The organism is Streptosporangium lutulentum (assembly GCF_030811455.1).
In the GTDB taxonomy this organism is placed as follows: domain Bacteria; phylum Actinomycetota; class Actinomycetes; order Streptosporangiales; family Streptosporangiaceae; genus Streptosporangium; species Streptosporangium lutulentum.
The window spans coordinates 5,112,115-5,127,784 of record NZ_JAUSQU010000001.1 but is presented as its reverse complement, the minus strand read 5'-3'; the positions used below and the strand labels follow the sequence as shown (position 1 = coordinate 5,127,784).

The window sequence follows — 15,670 nt, the reverse complement described above, 5'->3', positions numbered from 1 at the left end:
GAAATGATCTACGAGGTGGTTGGATCGCTCCAGGACTGCTGATCTGGGGGTGTGGGGTGGCTCGGCCGAAGCCGTGGGATGTTGATGACGAGTTGTGGGCGGTGATCGAGCCGCTGTTGCCCAAGGTCGAGCGTCGGGCTCGGCATCCGGGACGTAAGCGGCATCCGGACCGGAATCCCGCTCGCCGTCACCCTGACCGGCGGCAACCGCAACGACGTCACCCAGCTGATCCCGCTCCTCCAGGCAGTGCCACCAGTACGAGGCAAACGCGGCCGGCCCCGCAGGCGCCTGGACGTGGTACTGGGCGACCACGGCAAGTACCGCCGTCTGGTCCGGGAACTCGGCGTGAAACCGCTGATCGCCCGCCGCGGCTATTCCTCCCAGCTCGACCGAGGGCCGGGCGAGAGGCGTCTGCTGTCCGTACTCGGCGGATTCTCTGAGGCACAGTCAACGGCTGCGGCTGCTCGGCTGCAAAGTGCGCACCTGACCACTATGGTGGCGGACCATGTCGCCGGAGCAATCGTCAATACCTGTGGATCAAGATCTTTTAAGCGGCTGCGGATGGGACGTGGTCGTCGGGTCGTTCGACGAGCTTGCCGCCGGTGAAGGTCGCCCCGGCGCGGACCAGCGCGACCAGATGAGGGGCGTTGACCGCGCGCCAGCGGGCCTGGGCGGACTCGATCAGCTTGAACGCCATGGCCAGCCCGGCAGCGCGTGAGCCGGGCCCCTTGGTGACCTTGGTGCGGTGCCGGACGGTGGCGAAGGTCGACTCGATCGGGTTGGTCGTGCGTAGGTGCACCCAGTGCTCGGCCGGGAAGTCATAGAAGGCGAGCAGCTCCTCGAGGTCGTCGACCACCTTGGTCACGGCCTTGGGATACTTGGCGCCGTAGGCGGCCTGGAAGCCCTTGACCGCGGCCTGGGCATGGTCTTTGTCCTCGGCGTTCCAGATCTCGGCCAGGGCCTTCTTCGCTGCGGGGTGAGCGGACTTCGGCAGCGCCCCCAGCACATTAGCGATCTTGTGAAACCAACACCTCTGCTCTCTGGCCTGCGGAAACACCTCCCGAAGCGCGGACCAGAACCCCAGCGCACCGTCCCCCATCGCCAGCACCGGCGCCCGCATCCCGCGCCTTTTGGCATCGCGCAGCAGATCGGCCCACGACTCAGCCGACTCCCGATAGCCGTCGCTCAGCGCGACGAGTTCCTTGCGGCCATCAGCGCGCACCCCGATCATCACCAGCAGGCACAGCTTGTGCTCCTCCAGCCGGATGTTGACGTGGATGCCGTCGACCCACAGGTAGACGTAGTCGGCGCCGGACAGGTCGCGGGCGGCAAACGCGCGCTGCTCGCCCTTCCAGGTCTCGGTCAGACGAGTGATCACCGGCGCGGACAGGCCCGCGGTCGAGCCGAGGAATTGGCCCAGCGCGGGGATGAAATCGCCCGAGGACAGGCCGTGCAGGTACAACAGCGGCAACACCTCGCTGACCTGCGGGGTCTTACGCGCCCAGGCCGGCAGGATCGATGAGGAGAACCGCTGACGCTCACCCGTCTGCTCGTCGATGCGCTTGTCGTTGACGCGCGGGGCCGTGACCTCGATCGCGCCGGCCGCGGTGAGGATCTCGCGCGGCTGATGGGAGCCGTTACGCACCACCAGACGGCGACCGGCCGCATCGCGCTCGTCAGCGAAGGCGGCGATGTAGGCGTCCACCTCGGCCTGCAACGCGGCGGCCAGCATCTTACGGGCGCCCTCACGGACGATCTCATCGATCAACGAGGAGGCGGCGGCCGTCGATGAGCTGTCGTCAGCGGGCGGTTCGGGCACTACGGTGAGCGGCACGGGTGTGCCTTCCCGACCGACGCGCCAACGTCGGCCTTATCTCGAAACCATCATCGGATGATCCGGGAAGGTACACCCCTCCCCGGCAGATCCACAGGTTTCGATCATTGCTCTGTCGCCGATGGCTCGCACCTTGCAGATTCTCCTGATGGTCTCCGGTTTTGCCGTACTTGGCTATGCCGCCCTGTGGGACATGGACGATGCCACCGGGTGGCAATGCCGGGCCACGAAAATCGGGAAGGAGCCGGTGCAGATCTGCAGCACCGAGGACGGCGTGCAGACCCCGATCCTCCTCGGCATGGGCGGGCTCGCTCTCGAGATCGCGGGCGTCTCCGTTGCGGTGGGGGCCCGCAGCCGGGACTCGGTCCGGGCTTCGCCGTCTGCCGCCCCGGTCTCCTTCCCCCCGGCGCCCTTCGGTTCGGGGCAGCCACCCCATGCGCCCGCTGCCCCGCCCAGCCAGTGGCCGACCCAGATGCCCCCGCAGGCTCAACCCGGGCAGCGCTGAGCTTCGCTTTTAACCCGGATCGCTGCGCGCTCAGCAGCTGACGTTGATGGCGAACACCGCAGGCCGCTGATCCAACTGTCTGGCCAGCAGATCTCGCAGGGTGCCGGTGTTGATCTGCCCTTTGGCCAGCGCGGCATACACGCTGCCGTGTCCGCGGCGGTGCAGCGGATCCAGCGACAGGTGCGGCAATGAGAGCACCGGCCCGGCGGCCGGCACGGCATCGGCGAGCTCGAACAGCGCATCCGGCCGGTGGGTGAAGCAGCCCATCAGCTCCTGCCGGAACACCGCCAGGCGGGCCAGCCCTTGGCGAGATGGGTTCGGTAAGAGCACACTCGAAACGACGGCCACCACACACCTCCGGGCACTTGGTCGTACTCGGAGCATCGCGCGGTGGCCGTTCCACGTCGAGCACCACCCGTCACCGGGTTAAAAGCGAAGCTAAGACCGACATTGACCCTTACCCGGTATAACCTGCGGAGATCCGGTCTCGAGATCGGATGGCACGTACGCTCGGAGACATGACCGCTGCCTATGACCACGAGGACATGCATCACCTTGTCGATCGGCTTCCTCCAGCCGGGGTGCGGCGTCTGCGCTTGCTGGTGGAGTCCGATCCGGAACTCGCCAGGTTCGTCGAGGCTCCGGACCCTGAAACCACGCGACGAGAGCTGTCGTTTATCGGCCTGGGAGCCTCCGGACGTGGCGATGTTTCCGAACGGCATGACGAACTGCTTTGGGAAGGGTTGGATCGTCCTTCGTGACGGTTACCTTGCTGGATACCGGCGTGCTGTACGCCGCGATTGATCGATCCGATGCCCATCACGAGGTATCCGCGCGTAGGTGTCGAAACTCAGCTCGCCGCCCACACGACGCTCTGGCGCACTTTCGGGTCCAGGTCTCGCATGAAGAAGTCTTCGGCCCCGTGGTAGAACCAGGGGCTCGGCTCGCCCGCCCGGAGCCGGTCAATGGCGACAACCGTGTCGGCGGCGGTCTTACATCGATGCTTCGTGGCGAAGGAGGCGATGCGGTCACGTTGGGTGGGCAACCAATCGACCAGAACCTGAGGGTCTCCGTCGTACCACCAGGTGAACAGGTCCTCTTCCCACAACATGTTGATTGACCAGTGACAGGCCAGCCGTACCAGTCCGGCGTCGGCCTCATGACCCGGCAGATCCGCGAGCCGGTCCAGCCAGGGGCGCAGATCTCCGATCGCGTGGGCGAGACCCTCCACGAGCCCGGCGACGCATTCGGCGGGCCGTCCGTCGGTGAGGGCCACGGTGAGCAGGGCGGCGAAGGCTCGCTCGGTCGCTGTTCGCTCGGGTGCGGGCCAGTCGACGAAGCCGGCGCCGTAGGAGGCCAGGCCGCGAAGCTCGCGGGCCGGGTCACCGGCTGGAGCGTCCGACGCCAGGTAGCGCAGGACGCGAGGCATCAGGCGACGCCACAGCAGCGGGTACTGGTCCTCGTCCCAGTGGTCGACGACCTCTCCCATGAAGCTCTCGACGAGCTCGTCGGAGATGACCGCGGGATCGCCGCCGAGCATGCGCAGGTCCTCCTCGGCGTGACAGCGGGTGCAGCCGCCGACTTCGCGATCCAATGGCGGCACCGTCGCGAACACCCGGTCCACCTCGTTCAGCCAGTCCTGTTTCACCGTGTGACCTCCTGGGTGTCGCGAGCCTCTATGAGTGCGAAGCCGAGCAGGCTCGGACTCTGCCACGTAGGGAGCTGTGTGCTCGTCGGCGGCGGTGAGCACGATGCCCTAAATTTGATCTTGGTGCAACAGGGTTAAGGGTGATCGCCCACCCGCCGGGGGAGGAGACCGTGGAAGGTCGTCCGCGCTCCCGGATCTCGCGAGGTAAAGTCCAGGCCAGTGACGTGATCATGCGCTGACGAACGGATCCGGAACCTGTCAATTTGATCAAGGCAGTTGAGCTGGGCTAATTCTGTGTCGGCTTCTCTGGTGTGTCCTTCTGCTCGTCCGTCTGGTCCTGTTTGGGTTTGTTGATCCACGCCGGGCCGGGCAGGTTGGGAGGGGTGGGGGCGCCGCCGCTGGCGAAGCGTTCGGGGTGGGCGGCTTGGGCGGTGGCCAGGACGTGGGCGCGGCGGTCTCGGACGGCGGCAGCGCGACCGTAATGCGCGTCAGCCGGGTGGTGGTAGCCGATCCCGGAGTGGTAATGCTCCTGGTTGTACCAGGTGTAAAAGTCCTGGCAGAAGGCGCGGGCGTCCTCGATCGAGCCGAACCGGCCTGGGAAGGCCGGACAGTACTTGAGCGTTTTGAAGCTCGCCTCGATATGCGGGTTGTCGTTGGATGTCTTGGGGCGACTATGCGACTTGGCCACGCCCAGGTCGATGAGCAACTCGGCGACGGTCTTGGACTTCATCGAGCTGCCGCGGTCGGCATGCAGGGTCAGGGCGTCACGGTTGACCTTCTGCTTGATGATGGTCTGAGCGATCAGCCGCTTGGCCAGCGCGGCCGACTCGCGGGAGGCGACCATCCAGCCGACCACGCAACGGCTGTAGATGTCGATGATCGTGTACAAGTGGTACCAGATGCCCTTGTGCGGGCCGCGTAGCTTGGTGATATCCCAGGCCCACACCCGGTTCGGGGCGTCGGCGAATAGCTCGGGGATGGTCTTGGCCGGGTGGGTGGCCTGACGGCGCCGATCGCGGCCGACCTCGCCGTGTTCGCGCAGGATCCGGTACATGGTGGATTCGGATGCCAGGTAGGTGCCCTCGTCCAGCAGCGTGAAGTACGCCGTGGCCGGGGCCGCGTCAGCGAACCGCTCATTCAGCACGGTGCGGATGCGCTCGCGCTCACCGTGCGAGAGCGCGGCCGGGTGCGGCGTGCGCGGGATGCTCGGCCGGTCCGGGGCGGGGCTGGTGCGGTTCTTGCGATACCAGTTGGCCTGTGGCACTCCGGCCGCCGCGCACGCGTTGCGCCGCCCAAGCAACGGAGTCAGTTCCTCAATCGCCTCGGCTTGGGCGGTTTCGATGATCTCGGTCACTGCTCGCCCCGGCCCGTCGGTGCCTCGCTGCCGGTGGCGAACTGATCCAGCAGCGCGAAGAGCTTTCCCTGCACCTCGATCACTTGGCGGGTCTTGTCGAGTTCGGCGCGCAGCCGCTCAACCTCGCCCTCCAGCGTGTCGATCTTCTTATCGCGTGGATCGGCCTTGGGGCGGCCGACCGGCCGGGCCAGAGCCTCGCTCGCGCCATGGTCTCGGGCTGTCTTCCAACTGGAGATCAACGACGAGTACAGGCCTTCCCGGCGCATCAGCGCGCCCTTGCCGGCCTTGTCGAGCTGGTCGTACTCCGCCAGGATCCGGGCCTTGTAGGCCGCGGTGTATCGGCGGACCGCAGCCCGCTCACGCACCTGCGGGTCAGGGATTTGCGGATCCAGCTTGCTTGCTTCCACGAAGGGATGTCTCCTTCCCCGCCCTCGATACAGAGTTTTATGCCTACTTGCTACCTCTGTCCATTTTGGCAGGGAGGGATCGCAGGGAGGTGGCGCGGTGAGCGCCCTTGGGATACGACTGCGTCCAGCGGCCGAAGACGATCTCGCCATGTTCCGGCGTTTCGCCGTGGAGCCGGGATTGGTCGGCCTGGACTGGATGGGGTTTCGCGATGCTCAGGCACCGGCGCGGCGCTTCGCCGTCGACGGGTATCTGGGCGAGGAGGACAGCAGGGTCATCGTCGAGGTCGACGGTACGGCGGCGGGCTTCATGAGCTGGTCGGCGCGAGGGTGCGGGTTCTCCCGATACTGGGAGATAGGGATCGCCCTGCTCCCTGACTGGCGCGGGCGCGGTGTCGGCTGGCGCGCGCAGGGAATGCTGTGCGACTACCTGTTCACCCATACTCCGGCCCAGCGCGTTGAGGCGGCCACCCACCCGGAGAACATCGCGGAACAGAAGTCACTGGAGAAGGCCGGCTTCACGCTGGAGGGCGTCCTGCGCGCGGTGGAGTTCCGCGACGGCCAGTGGCGCGACGGCTGGATGTACAGCAGGCTACGGGACGATCCACCTCCGGTGGGTCAGTAAGCGGCCATGACCTGCGCGATCCCGGTCATCGGTCTCGTGCGGCGGCGTGGTTGTTCAGCGGCCACCGCCTGCGAGTCCCTCGACCTGTCATGGAAGCTGGGTTTTCTCGTGAATCGTTCCGCCCTCTCGGGGACCGGGGGATATCGGCTCATCGAAGTTGACGACAACCTTCAGTCTGGGAAGAACGGCCTTGGGCTTGAATGTCGGGATGACCGTGTACGAGGTTGCCGCGCAGCTACCTGAAGTCCCTGTTCTGAGGGCTCATTGCCGAGCACTGGCCATGCTGAACGCCATCCTCAGCCCCGAGCGGGAATACCGTTACCACTCCTACGACGCGCACTGGGCGTCAGCGGAGGAGATGGCCTCGATGAGCAATGGCTCAGGCGATGAATACTCCATCGTCTTCTCCGACGCCGGCGTTTATATCCGGGGCTTCGATCACGAGTCCCCGATGAGCCCGTGGGCTCATGAAGACGGGGAGTTGTGGCCCGGTGTGATCGACGCGGTTCCCGAGGTCTTCCAGGCCCAGATGAACGAGCCCGCGTTCATGATGGAGGGTACGCCGAGCGTCACCGCCTGTCTCTGGCGAACCACCTCCGGCATCCGATGGTGCACCGGTGAGATCGAGTTCCCGGATCGTCGTCCGGATCCGGACGGGGCCGACTGGCTGTTCGCTCTGCTCACCGATCGTTCAGCCGGGGCGTACCGGAGTTTCGCGTCCGACTACTTCGAAACGAAGACGCCCCTCGACGCGATCGAGCACGTCTACGCCTTGAGGCCGCTCTCCGACAAGGTCGTCCAAGCCCTTAACCCCAAGATCAACATGGTCGAACTCGTCAAGGACATCACCGAAATCGGCTACCCGAATGCGCCTGTGGGGTGACTTCAGGTGTTTCTGGATCCCGCTGGAGACCACTCATATCCTCCAGTCGGGACGAAGGGGCGCTGCTGGGTCTGTTCGACGCCGAATCCACTCGACAAGGGTTGAAGGGAGGCAGCGAATGGAGCATCCGTACCGAACTTCGCATTGAGGACGTCCAGGTGTCTGGGGAACGTGAGTGAGCGCAGGAGTCCTTTACTTCGGAATGTGTTCCGAAGTACCATGCAGCATGGTTACACCGACGGTCCCGTTCTCCGATCTGTCGAAGCACTCCAAGCGTGTCGCCGAGACCCTTGATCGGGTTCATCGAGTGCACGTCAAGCGCCGCGACGGAGAAGACCTATTCATCTCCACGGCGCGGCATGATCGGCAACGGGAGGAAACCGCGGACGTCGCGGCCCGCATGGTCGCCGCGCTCCTTGCCAGTGACGAGGGCGTTCGGGCGATCCTGCACGCTTTACCCGCGGTCTTCCCGTGGGTCCGTCACCTTTCCTTGGACGAGACGCAGGAGTTCGTCCAAGAACTGGTCGAGGCTACGCGAGACGCGGTCGATCTGGACGTCCACGCCACCCTGCATCAGGTCATCGTCGAATGGCGTGCCACCGCCCGGGTCCTGGCCGATCCCGCGTTGACCGCGCAGCTCACCCGTGCGCTGCCCGATGAGGATCACGGCGAGGTGGTCGTGCTGTGAGTCCCAAGCGTGGCGACGCCGTTGCCCCGCCACCGATCGGGGATGAGTGGCATCTGCGGTTCGCCACCAGTGAGGCTGCCAAGGGATGGGTTGATCTGTGCTCCGAGGCCGTGGGCAACACCCGGCGCTGCTTTGAGGCGTTGCGCGACGCCCCGCTGTCGCAGGAAGATCCCGACCGGCAGCACCGGTTGCGCGGACGTCTTGCCACCGGGACACTGGGCGGTCGCGAGTATCCGCAGTGGGAGTACGAGGTCACCGCAGGTGGCCGGGTGCGCTACCTCGTTGACGAGGCTCGGCGAACCGTCTATCTCGTCTATGCCTCCACCCGCCATCCCAAGGACACCGACGGCTGAACCCGACCACCGCACCGACGCCACCCGGTGTCTCCGGCATCGAAGTCGTGGACGGGTTCCGTCAGGTTGAGGCCGGCTTGTGACGGGTGTGGTTCCTGCTTCTGAGCCGGAGTGGGGGAGGGTGTGTTCGTCGGCGGTCTTCCGGTTGCCGCGCGGGCGACGACGGGATTGCCTGGGCAGTAACGCCAGACAGCCGAGGCGATTCACATTGCGCGCGGCCGGGAAGAATGAAGTCCGATTCGTCCAAGCCGTGGCCGATACCATCGCGCACAATATGGGCGGGAGGCGCGCATGACGAGCAACGACGAGACGACCGCGACGACCGGCGGCGCCGCGCTGGACGGGCCCACCGCATGGCGGGCCCTGACGCCGCTGATGGACCTGGTGACCCCGATGGCGCTCCGGGTGGCCGTGACCCTGCGGCTGCCCGATCTGATGGACGAGGACGGTTCGGACATCGACGACCTGGCCGCCCGGGCCGGCGCCGACCCGGATGCGTTGGGCCGGCTGCTGCGCCATCTGGTCAGCCGCGATGTGTTCGTCGAGCCCCGGCCCGGCACGTTCGCGGTGAACGGGACGGCGGCCCTGCTGCGCCGAGACCACCCGTCCGCGGTGTGGCGGTGGCTGGACCTGGACGGGTTCGGCGGCCGGATGGACCTGGCCTTCACCGGCCTGGCGGACACGGTACGGACCGGGCAGCCGGCTTGGCCGGCGGTATTCGGTGCACCGTTCTGGCACTATCTCGACGCCAACCCCGAGCTGAGCGCGTCCTTCGACGCGACGATGGCGGCCAACGCCGCGTACCGCGAGCTGTCGGAGGGCTACGACTGGTCGGCGCTGACCCGGATGGCCGACGTCGGCGGCGGTACCGGGGCGCTGCTGGCCGAGCTGCTGTTGCGCCACGACGGCCTGCGCGGTGTGCTGATCGACCTGCCGGACACCGCGTCACGCGCAGCGGTACCTGGCCGGGCGCGGGCTGGCGGACCGGTGCGAGACGGTCGGGCGGAGCTTCTTCGACGAACTGCCCGGCGGCTCCGACGCGTACGTGCTCAACCGTGTGCTGCATGACTGGACCGACGCCGAGGCGACCGCCATCCTGCGCCGCTGCGCCGCCGCGGCGGGCCCGCGCGGTCGGGTGCTGATCCTCGAGTCGCTCGGTAGCTTGGAAGCCGATCCGGCCATGTTCGCGGAGATGAACCTGCGGATGCTGGTCCTGAGCGGCGGCCGCGAACGGACCATCGACGACTACCGGTCGCTGGCCGCGGCCGCCGGGCTGCGGGTCGCCGCCGTGCACGACATCCCGGCGCGGCACACCATCCTCGAGTGCGTCCCGGCCACCGCCGACACCTGACGATTGCTCACACCGACCTCGGGTCCGCGAACTCAGCGGGTCATTCTCATGATGATCGGCCTGTGGTCGGACAGAGTGGTCGACAGTACGGAGCCGCTGGTAGTGGTGACTCCCTTCGTGTAGATGTAGTCGATGCGGGCGCTACCGTGGGTGGGCTTGTTCGCGTACCTGGCGCCGGTGTCCACCCAGCCTGCGCTCACAAATCGCTTCGACAGCGCGTCCGTGGGCTTGGCGTTGAAGTCGCCGGTGAGGATCAGCTGGGATCTGGAGCCGAAGTAGCCCAGCACCTTTGCGGCCTGAGCCTCCCGGCGGCTGACCGAGGTCTGCGACAGGCCAGGGGACAGGTGGGTGCTGAACACCGTGATCGTCGAAGTGCCGCCGAGGGCAAGCTTCGCCCCGGCCATGGAGCGGTTGACGGGGCAGGTGGTGAAGTCGGTGAGCGGGACCGTCACGCGTTCGACGATCTTGAACGAGGACAGGATCGCGTTGCCCGCGTTGCCGGGTTGCGGGTCGTCGCAGGGGCCGACGTTGTCGCCCGCCCCGAAGTGGGCGTTGGCGGTGATGTCCCAGCCGAGCTCATCGGCCAGTTGTTTCACCTGGTCGGCGTTCGGCCTGCGGTGGATTTCCTGGAGTGTGACGATGTTGGCGCCGCTGTCGCGGATCACCTTGGCGATGGCCTTCATGTCGGCGCTCTCGCCGCGGATGTTCCAGTCGAGGACGACGAGCTGCGTGGCAGCCTGGGCAGCGGCGGGTATGGCGGAGGTGACGGCGAGCACGACCGCCGTAATCACATAAATCCCTCTTGTCATACGCATGCCCAGAGATCTTACGGATATCGTGACTGCCCGTATAGGTCGTTTATCGGCCTGGGAGCCTCCGGACGCGGCGATATTTCCGAACGGCATGACGAACTGCTTCGGGAAGGGTCAGATCGTCTTTTGTGATGGTTGACTTGCCGATACCGGCGTGCTGTACGCCGCGATCGATCGGTCCGATGCCCATCGCGAGGTATCCGCGCGATTGCTCTCCACGCTTCCCGGCCGACTTCTCCTTCCCGTGACCGTGCTGACCGGGACGTCCTGGTACGTGGAGAATAACCTCGGCGCCAAGAGCCGGGAATGTTGATCCTGAAGGTGTTCTGGCCACATCTCGTCGCCGGGAATGGCCGTCACTCGTCGTACGCCCTTGCCCTGCTCGTGGCGCTCCGCGTTGGCCTGCTCCTGGTCGGCGGCAAGGTGGCCGTTGTCAGTCGTCGATGGCCTGGTAGGCGCAGGTCCAGAAGTCGCGGATCACGGCGGGTGGCATCGGGGAGGTCATGTGCCGCTGGGTCAGCAGGATCCCGATCAGTTCCTCGGCCGGAGTCGACGGCGACGACCTCGAACGCGACCTGAACCCGGGCGCATGGCGCCTCAAGGCGCTGCCCGTGAAGCTCTGAACGGGCCGGCGCGGATCAGCGGTGGACGATCTCGCCTGCGAGCGCTTCCGCGGCCTCTCGCCCAGGCCACCGCGAGCAGGTCCGATGCTCCTGTCACCACTGCCGATGGCGCCTGTGGTGCCTGACCGAGATGTCGCACCGGCCTCATCGCGTACGGCACCGCCAGGTCCTTGAGGAGGATCTCCGATTGTCCTTTGGCGGCCGCGTCCAGGAGCGCCGTACCGGGCGCGAACTTGTATGTGCGTGTATTCGCCCCCATGGGTACCGCCAGGCGCCATGAGGACCGTGTGGTCGGCGTCAGGCGAAAAAATACATTCTTATGCAGCTTTGGCACCCTTAATATGTATTTGTCTGTATATAGATTATTTCCACCGTCAGTGGTGCGGGAGCCCGTACACCGTGGAGCCCGGTACCGAGACAGTCTCCGGTGCTTCAAAGGCATCCGTGCGGAGGAGAGTGGACGTGGATGTCTGGACCGTTCGCCATGGCAGACACTCCGTGGGCGGCCTGAGGCGGTATTAACGCTTACTTACATGAATGGGCTTGAACTGTTTATTGACGTGAACTGATGCCAAGTGTCAGGATGTGGCGATCTTGAAAATGTCGTCAATCCTGGAGACAACATATGTTAAGGTGTCCCGGCCTCCGGGGGTGGCGCACAACCGCTGCCGTGATCGTGGTGGGTGCGTTGTTAGGGGCAGGGGCGCCCTCGGTAGCGATGGCGTCACCCGGGAGGCACGCCGAGTCCGGCGACGGCCGGCTCGGCGAGTGGCAGCAGGCGTCGCGCGATGCGGCCAGGACCGGGGAGCCGGTCGAGGTGACCGCGGCCCGGACCGAGTTCACCACCACGTATGCCAATCCCGACGGCGACTCGTTCCACCTGGAGCAGTCGACCGTGCCCGTTCGGGTCAAGGGAGTGGATGGCGCGTGGACGGCGCCCGACGACACGCTTGAGCGGCGCGCCGACGGAAGCGTGGGACCGGTGGCCGCAGCCGTGGGGGTCTCCTTCTCCGGAGGCGGCGACGGCACTCAGCTGGTGAAGCTGACCCGCGACGGCCGGACCCTCGCGCTGGGATGGCCGCAGAGTCTGCCGGTCCCGGTGCTGGACGGGCCGAATGCCACCTACCGCGATGTGCTGCCGGACGTCGACCTCAGGATGACCGCGACGACCGAGGGCTTCCGTCAGGTTCTGGTCGTCAAGACTCCGGAGGCCGCGAACAACCCCGCCCTCAAGCGGATCGAGTACGGGGTCACGTCGTCCGGGCTGAAGGTGGAGGAGACCGAGGACGGCGGCATGTCCGCAACCGACGGCAACGCCACCGAGGTCTTCTCCTCGCCGCCCGCCGCCATGTGGGACTCCACCGGCGACATCGCCGCGGGCCAGGCCGGCGCGACGGAGGAGCCCTCCTCGCCGCTCGCCGGGCGCAGGTCGACCGCGGCCCCGAATGACGCCGCGACCTCGCAGGACGCGGCCCCGCAAGAGGCGGCCCCGCAGGACACCGCCGCCACCGCGGGCGAGGGAGACGCCGCCGACGGCCCGGCCCCCGGGGCCGGGCACGCCGAGCTGCCCATCGAGGTCGGCCAGGACAAGCTCACCCTCGTCCCCGACGTCACGCTGCTCCAGCAGAAGGACGAAGCCGCCTACCCCGTCTACATCGACCCGACCGTCACCTGGGGCGAGACCGACCGGACGCTGCTGCGCTCGGACGGCTACAAGTCGTACAACTGGGGCAACGGCAGCAACAACCAGGGCGAGGGCGCCGGCCGCTGCGGCACCTGGAACGGCTACTACTGCGGGCCCGGCTACACCCAGCGGCTGTACTTCCAGTTCTCGCCCGCCAGCCTCAAGGGCAAGCAGGTGCTGAGCGCGACGTTCCGCGTCACCGAGCCGTGGGCGTTCCAGTGCTCTCCCCGGTGGGTCGACCTGAGCCGTACGAACAACTTCACGTCGTCCACGACCTGGTCGAGCAAGCCCAAGGCCCTCGACATGATGGGCGACCGTAACGTGTCGGCGGGCCGTGGCTCGTCGTGCGACCCGGACCAGCCGAGCGCGCCCATCGACTTCAGGGACAACCCCGAAGAGACCAACGAGAACCTGACCCCGACCGTGAAGGACTTCGCCGCGGGTAAGTTCGCCAAGCTCACGCTGGAGCTGCGGGCGCACGACGAGGGCGACACCGCGGCCTGGAAACGGTTCAGGAACGACGCCGTGCTGGCCGTGGACTACGTGGGGCTGCCGGCGAAGCCGACCGGCATCGGCCTCGTGGTCGGTACGGGCACGGTCTGTGAGACCAAGGAGTCGGCGCCTGCGATCGTCTCCGACCCCACGCCCGCCCTGGCGTCCATCCCGCAGACCGTCGCGGGCGGCGAGTCCGGGGCGATGCTGCGGGCGGCGATGGACGTCGACAAGAAGAACGCCGACGGCACCTGGCCGGACGCCTTCACCACCATGGAACGGCCGACGACCGGACACATCGCCGACAACACCAAGGTGACCGCGTCGACGCCGACGCTCGCCGAAGGAGTGCTGTACCGCTACAGATCGTGGACGCGCTCGTACTACAGCAACTACACCAAGCAGTTGCCCGGTCCCTCGAACGGCTCGACCACCGGCTACTGCTATTTCAAGGTCGACCCGACCGCGCCGAAGGCCCCCGTGGTCACGCTCGGCGCCCCGTACACCGCGTGCACCACCACGGCTTGCGTGCCGGCGGGAGGTCCGGGGCAGAGCGCGACCTTCACGTTCGCGCCGGCGTCCGGTGACGCCAACAACGTGTCGTACGAGTATCGTGCGTCCACCACCCCGACCTGGTCGGCGCCGATCGCGGGCTCCACGGTCCGGCCCGTGATCACTCCTCAGGCCGCCGGCACCTACAGCCTGTACGTACGCGCCAAGGACAACGTGGGCCGATACGGCGCCACCACCGTCGTCGACTTCCTGGTCGCCGCGGGAGCGGGCCCTGTCGGCAGGTGGCACTTCAACGAGGACTCCGGCGTCGCCCTCAACGCGTCCGGCACGGCGGGCCATACCGCCACGCTTTCCACCGGTGCCGTGCGAACCGACAGAGGACGCCGCGGCGAGCTCTGGTACGACGACGGCGGCCGGCCGCTGACCGCCCCGCGGACCGACAAGGGGATGAGCCTGAACGGCACGTCGGGATACGCGGCGACCTCGGGACCCGTGCTGGAGACGCGCTCCGCCTACACGGTCGCGGCCTGGGCGCGGCTCGACAAGACGAGCGCGGAAGGCGTCGTGATGTCGCAGGACGGCGCCGGAGGGTACAGTCCCTTCCTCCTCTGGTACAAGACGGACGTTCGGTCCTGGTGCTTCGGGGTCAAGGACAAGGACGCGGATACGGGCAAGGCGTACCTCGGGGTCTGCGCGAAGAACAACATGGCCCAGGTGAACGCCTGGACCCACCTGACCGGCACCTATGACCCGGCCACGCAGAAACTGAACTTCTACGTCAACGGCGTGCCGCAGGGCACCGCCACGGCTCCCGGTTCGTGGTCCGCGACGGGTCCGCTGGAGATCGGCCGCTACAAGTGGGCCAACGTCTTCCAGCACTACTTCCCCGGCTCCATCGACGAGGTCGCCGCCTGGCAGCGGGTCCTGACCCCGGACGAGGTCGCGTCGGAGGCGCGGTCGGAGTCCGCCGCCTCGGGGCGCAACGACGTGGAGCTGGTGGCGGACTGGAACCCCGCGGGCGTCACCGGAACGGTGCTGCCCGACTCGCTCTCCGGCTACGGCCGTTCGCTGACGCCGGCCGGCGGCGCGTCGCTGGACGGCGAGGCCCTGGTGCTGGACGGCAAGGACGACGCGGCCACCACCGCGGGCTCGGTCGTCGACGACACCGGCTCGTTCACGGTGACCATGAAGGCCGAGCTCGACCAGGACAAGGTTCTCGCGATGCCGGTCGGATCCGTCGGCCAGGTGGCCGGTCAGCGCACCGCGGACGGCTCCTCATGGGGCGTCTGGTTCGAGCTGACCGGAAAGGAGACGCAGCTCGACGACGACGGCAACGAGGTCACCGTCCCGGTCGGCTTCTGGCGCTTCGGCCGGGTCAACAAGGACGGCACGAAGAGCTGGGTGAGCTCCGACGCCTCGGCGAGCCTGCAGAGCCCGGTCAGGCTGACCGGCGTCTACGACGCCCTGGCACCCGACGGGCCCGTCGTGCGGCTCTACATCGGCCACGAGCAGAACGACCTCGACCTGGCGTACACCGCGCTGGCCGGATCCGGTGACTTCGCGGTCGGCAAGGGGTTCAGTGTAACTGCCTGGGGCCACTTCCTGCCGGCGCGGATCACCGATCTGAGGCTCTGGGTGGGCGCCATGTCCGATTCCGACCAGATCGACGCAGTCATCGGCGACTGACGGCGTGCGGGGACCGGCACCCCGGTCCCCGCACCTCTGGTTTCTCCCGGTTGATCAGCTGGTTCTTTCTTTTTGTCCTCTTCAGGAGTTGGGTCATGAGTCCGGCCGGAATACGTGCTGCTTTGGTGACCGCGGTGGCGGTGGTGGTGTTCTTACCCATGGGGGTGACGCCCGTGGCATTCGCGGCGGGCGAGCCACCCGGCGCCCCCGCCGTA

At 67.1% G+C, this 15,670-nt stretch carries 13 protein-coding genes and 2 pseudogenes; 9 read left to right on the top strand and 6 right to left on the bottom strand.

Annotated features, from left to right (window positions below):
* Positions 1 to 171 precede the first annotated feature (171 nt).
* Positions 172 to 606, top strand: a pseudogene (locus J2853_RS22920) (transposase); the annotation flags it as partial.
* Here the strand turns inward: J2853_RS22920 and J2853_RS22915 are convergent.
* Positions 548 to 1,819 (bottom strand): IS256 family transposase, encoded by a 1,272-nt coding sequence (locus tag J2853_RS22915; RefSeq protein ID WP_307568683.1) that lies wholly within the window; start codon positions 1,817 to 1,819, stop codon positions 548 to 550. The pseudogene J2853_RS22920 and the gene J2853_RS22915 sit on opposite strands and share 59 nt — an antisense overlap.
* 136 nt (positions 1,820 to 1,955) lie before the next feature.
* Here J2853_RS22915 and J2853_RS22910 point away from each other — a divergent pair, with 136 nt between their 5' ends.
* Entirely contained in the window at positions 1,956 to 2,339 is a 384-nt protein-coding gene (locus J2853_RS22910; RefSeq protein ID WP_307561161.1) for a hypothetical protein, read from the top strand.
* Between the two features lie 30 nt (positions 2,340 to 2,369).
* Here the strand turns inward: J2853_RS22910 and J2853_RS22905 are convergent, their stop codons facing one another.
* Entirely contained in the window at positions 2,370 to 2,687 is a 318-nt protein-coding gene (locus J2853_RS22905) for a hypothetical protein (protein ID WP_307561160.1), read from the bottom strand.
* A 170-nt stretch (positions 2,688 to 2,857) separates the two neighbouring features.
* Between J2853_RS22905 and J2853_RS22900 the strand changes: the two genes are divergently transcribed.
* Positions 2,858 to 3,100: a hypothetical protein gene (locus tag J2853_RS22900; RefSeq protein WP_307561158.1), complete on the top strand. Its 243-nt coding sequence runs from the start codon at positions 2,858 to 2,860 to the stop codon at positions 3,098 to 3,100.
* An 89-nt stretch (positions 3,101 to 3,189) separates the two neighbouring features.
* Here the strand turns inward: J2853_RS22900 and J2853_RS22895 are convergent, their stop codons facing one another.
* Both J2853_RS22895 and J2853_RS22890 read right to left on the bottom strand, forming a co-directional pair.
* Positions 3,190 to 3,987, bottom strand: coding sequence for a hypothetical protein (locus J2853_RS22895; protein ID WP_307561156.1), 798 nt, complete (start codon positions 3,985 to 3,987; stop codon positions 3,190 to 3,192).
* A 286-nt stretch (positions 3,988 to 4,273) separates the two neighbouring features.
* A protein-coding gene (locus J2853_RS22890) for an IS3 family transposase (RefSeq protein ID WP_307557867.1) occupies positions 4,274 to 5,748 on the bottom strand; the annotation gives its coding sequence in 2 pieces (ribosomal slippage) (positions 4,274 to 5,409 and positions 5,409 to 5,748; 1,476 coding nt in all).
* A 97-nt stretch (positions 5,749 to 5,845) separates the two neighbouring features.
* Here J2853_RS22890 and J2853_RS22885 point away from each other — a divergent pair.
* The 5 genes and pseudogenes from J2853_RS22885 to J2853_RS22865 all read left to right on the top strand — a co-directional run bounded on the left by J2853_RS22885 (position 5,846) and on the right by J2853_RS22865 (position 9,645).
* Positions 5,846 to 6,370 carry a GNAT family N-acetyltransferase gene (locus J2853_RS22885; RefSeq protein ID WP_307561155.1) on the top strand — a complete coding sequence of 175 codons (525 nt, stop codon included), beginning with the start codon at positions 5,846 to 5,848 and terminating at the stop codon, positions 6,368 to 6,370.
* Between the two features lie 157 nt (positions 6,371 to 6,527).
* Positions 6,528 to 7,253, top strand: coding sequence for a hypothetical protein (locus J2853_RS22880; RefSeq protein ID WP_307561153.1), 726 nt, complete (start codon positions 6,528 to 6,530; stop codon positions 7,251 to 7,253).
* 226 nt (positions 7,254 to 7,479) lie between these two features.
* Positions 7,480 to 7,941, top strand: coding sequence for a hypothetical protein (locus J2853_RS22875; RefSeq protein ID WP_307561150.1), 462 nt, complete (start codon positions 7,480 to 7,482; stop codon positions 7,939 to 7,941).
* Positions 7,938 to 8,294 (top strand): hypothetical protein, encoded by a 357-nt coding sequence (locus tag J2853_RS22870; RefSeq protein ID WP_307561148.1) that lies wholly within the window; start codon positions 7,938 to 7,940, stop codon positions 8,292 to 8,294. The genes J2853_RS22875 and J2853_RS22870 overlap by 4 nt, the downstream gene beginning before the upstream one ends.
* 291 nt (positions 8,295 to 8,585) lie before the next feature.
* Positions 8,586 to 9,645: pseudogene (locus tag J2853_RS22865) on the top strand (methyltransferase).
* A 32-nt stretch (positions 9,646 to 9,677) separates the two neighbouring features.
* Here J2853_RS22865 and J2853_RS22855 read toward each other — a convergent pair.
* A complete protein-coding gene (locus J2853_RS22855; RefSeq protein ID WP_307561144.1) occupies positions 9,678 to 10,460 on the bottom strand; it encodes an endonuclease/exonuclease/phosphatase family protein in 783 nt (260 codons plus the stop codon).
* Between the two features lie 430 nt (positions 10,461 to 10,890).
* Positions 10,891 to 11,058: a hypothetical protein gene (locus tag J2853_RS22850; RefSeq protein WP_307561142.1), complete on the bottom strand. Its 168-nt coding sequence runs from the start codon at positions 11,056 to 11,058 to the stop codon at positions 10,891 to 10,893.
* Between the two features lie 740 nt (positions 11,059 to 11,798).
* Here J2853_RS22850 and J2853_RS22845 point away from each other — a divergent pair.
* Positions 11,799 to 15,455 carry a LamG-like jellyroll fold domain-containing protein gene (locus tag J2853_RS22845; RefSeq protein ID WP_307561140.1) on the top strand — a complete coding sequence of 1,219 codons (3,657 nt, stop codon included), beginning with the start codon at positions 11,799 to 11,801 and terminating at the stop codon, positions 15,453 to 15,455.
* Positions 15,456 to 15,670: the final 215 nt, after the last annotated feature.

Coding starts and splice junctions, on each gene's coding strand:
- J2853_RS22910 (WP_307561161.1), top strand. CDS start 1,956: ATGGCTCGCACCTTGCAGATTCTCCTGATGGTCTCCGGTTTTGCCGTA.
- J2853_RS22855 (WP_307561144.1), bottom strand. CDS start 10,460: ATGCGTATGACAAGAGGGATTTATGTGATTACGGCGGTCGTGCTCGCC.
- J2853_RS22875 (WP_307561150.1), top strand. CDS start 7,480: ATGGTTACACCGACGGTCCCGTTCTCCGATCTGTCGAAGCACTCCAAG.
- J2853_RS22845 (WP_307561140.1), top strand. CDS start 11,799: ATGGCGTCACCCGGGAGGCACGCCGAGTCCGGCGACGGCCGGCTCGGC.
- J2853_RS22900 (WP_307561158.1), top strand. CDS start 2,858: ATGACCGCTGCCTATGACCACGAGGACATGCATCACCTTGTCGATCGG.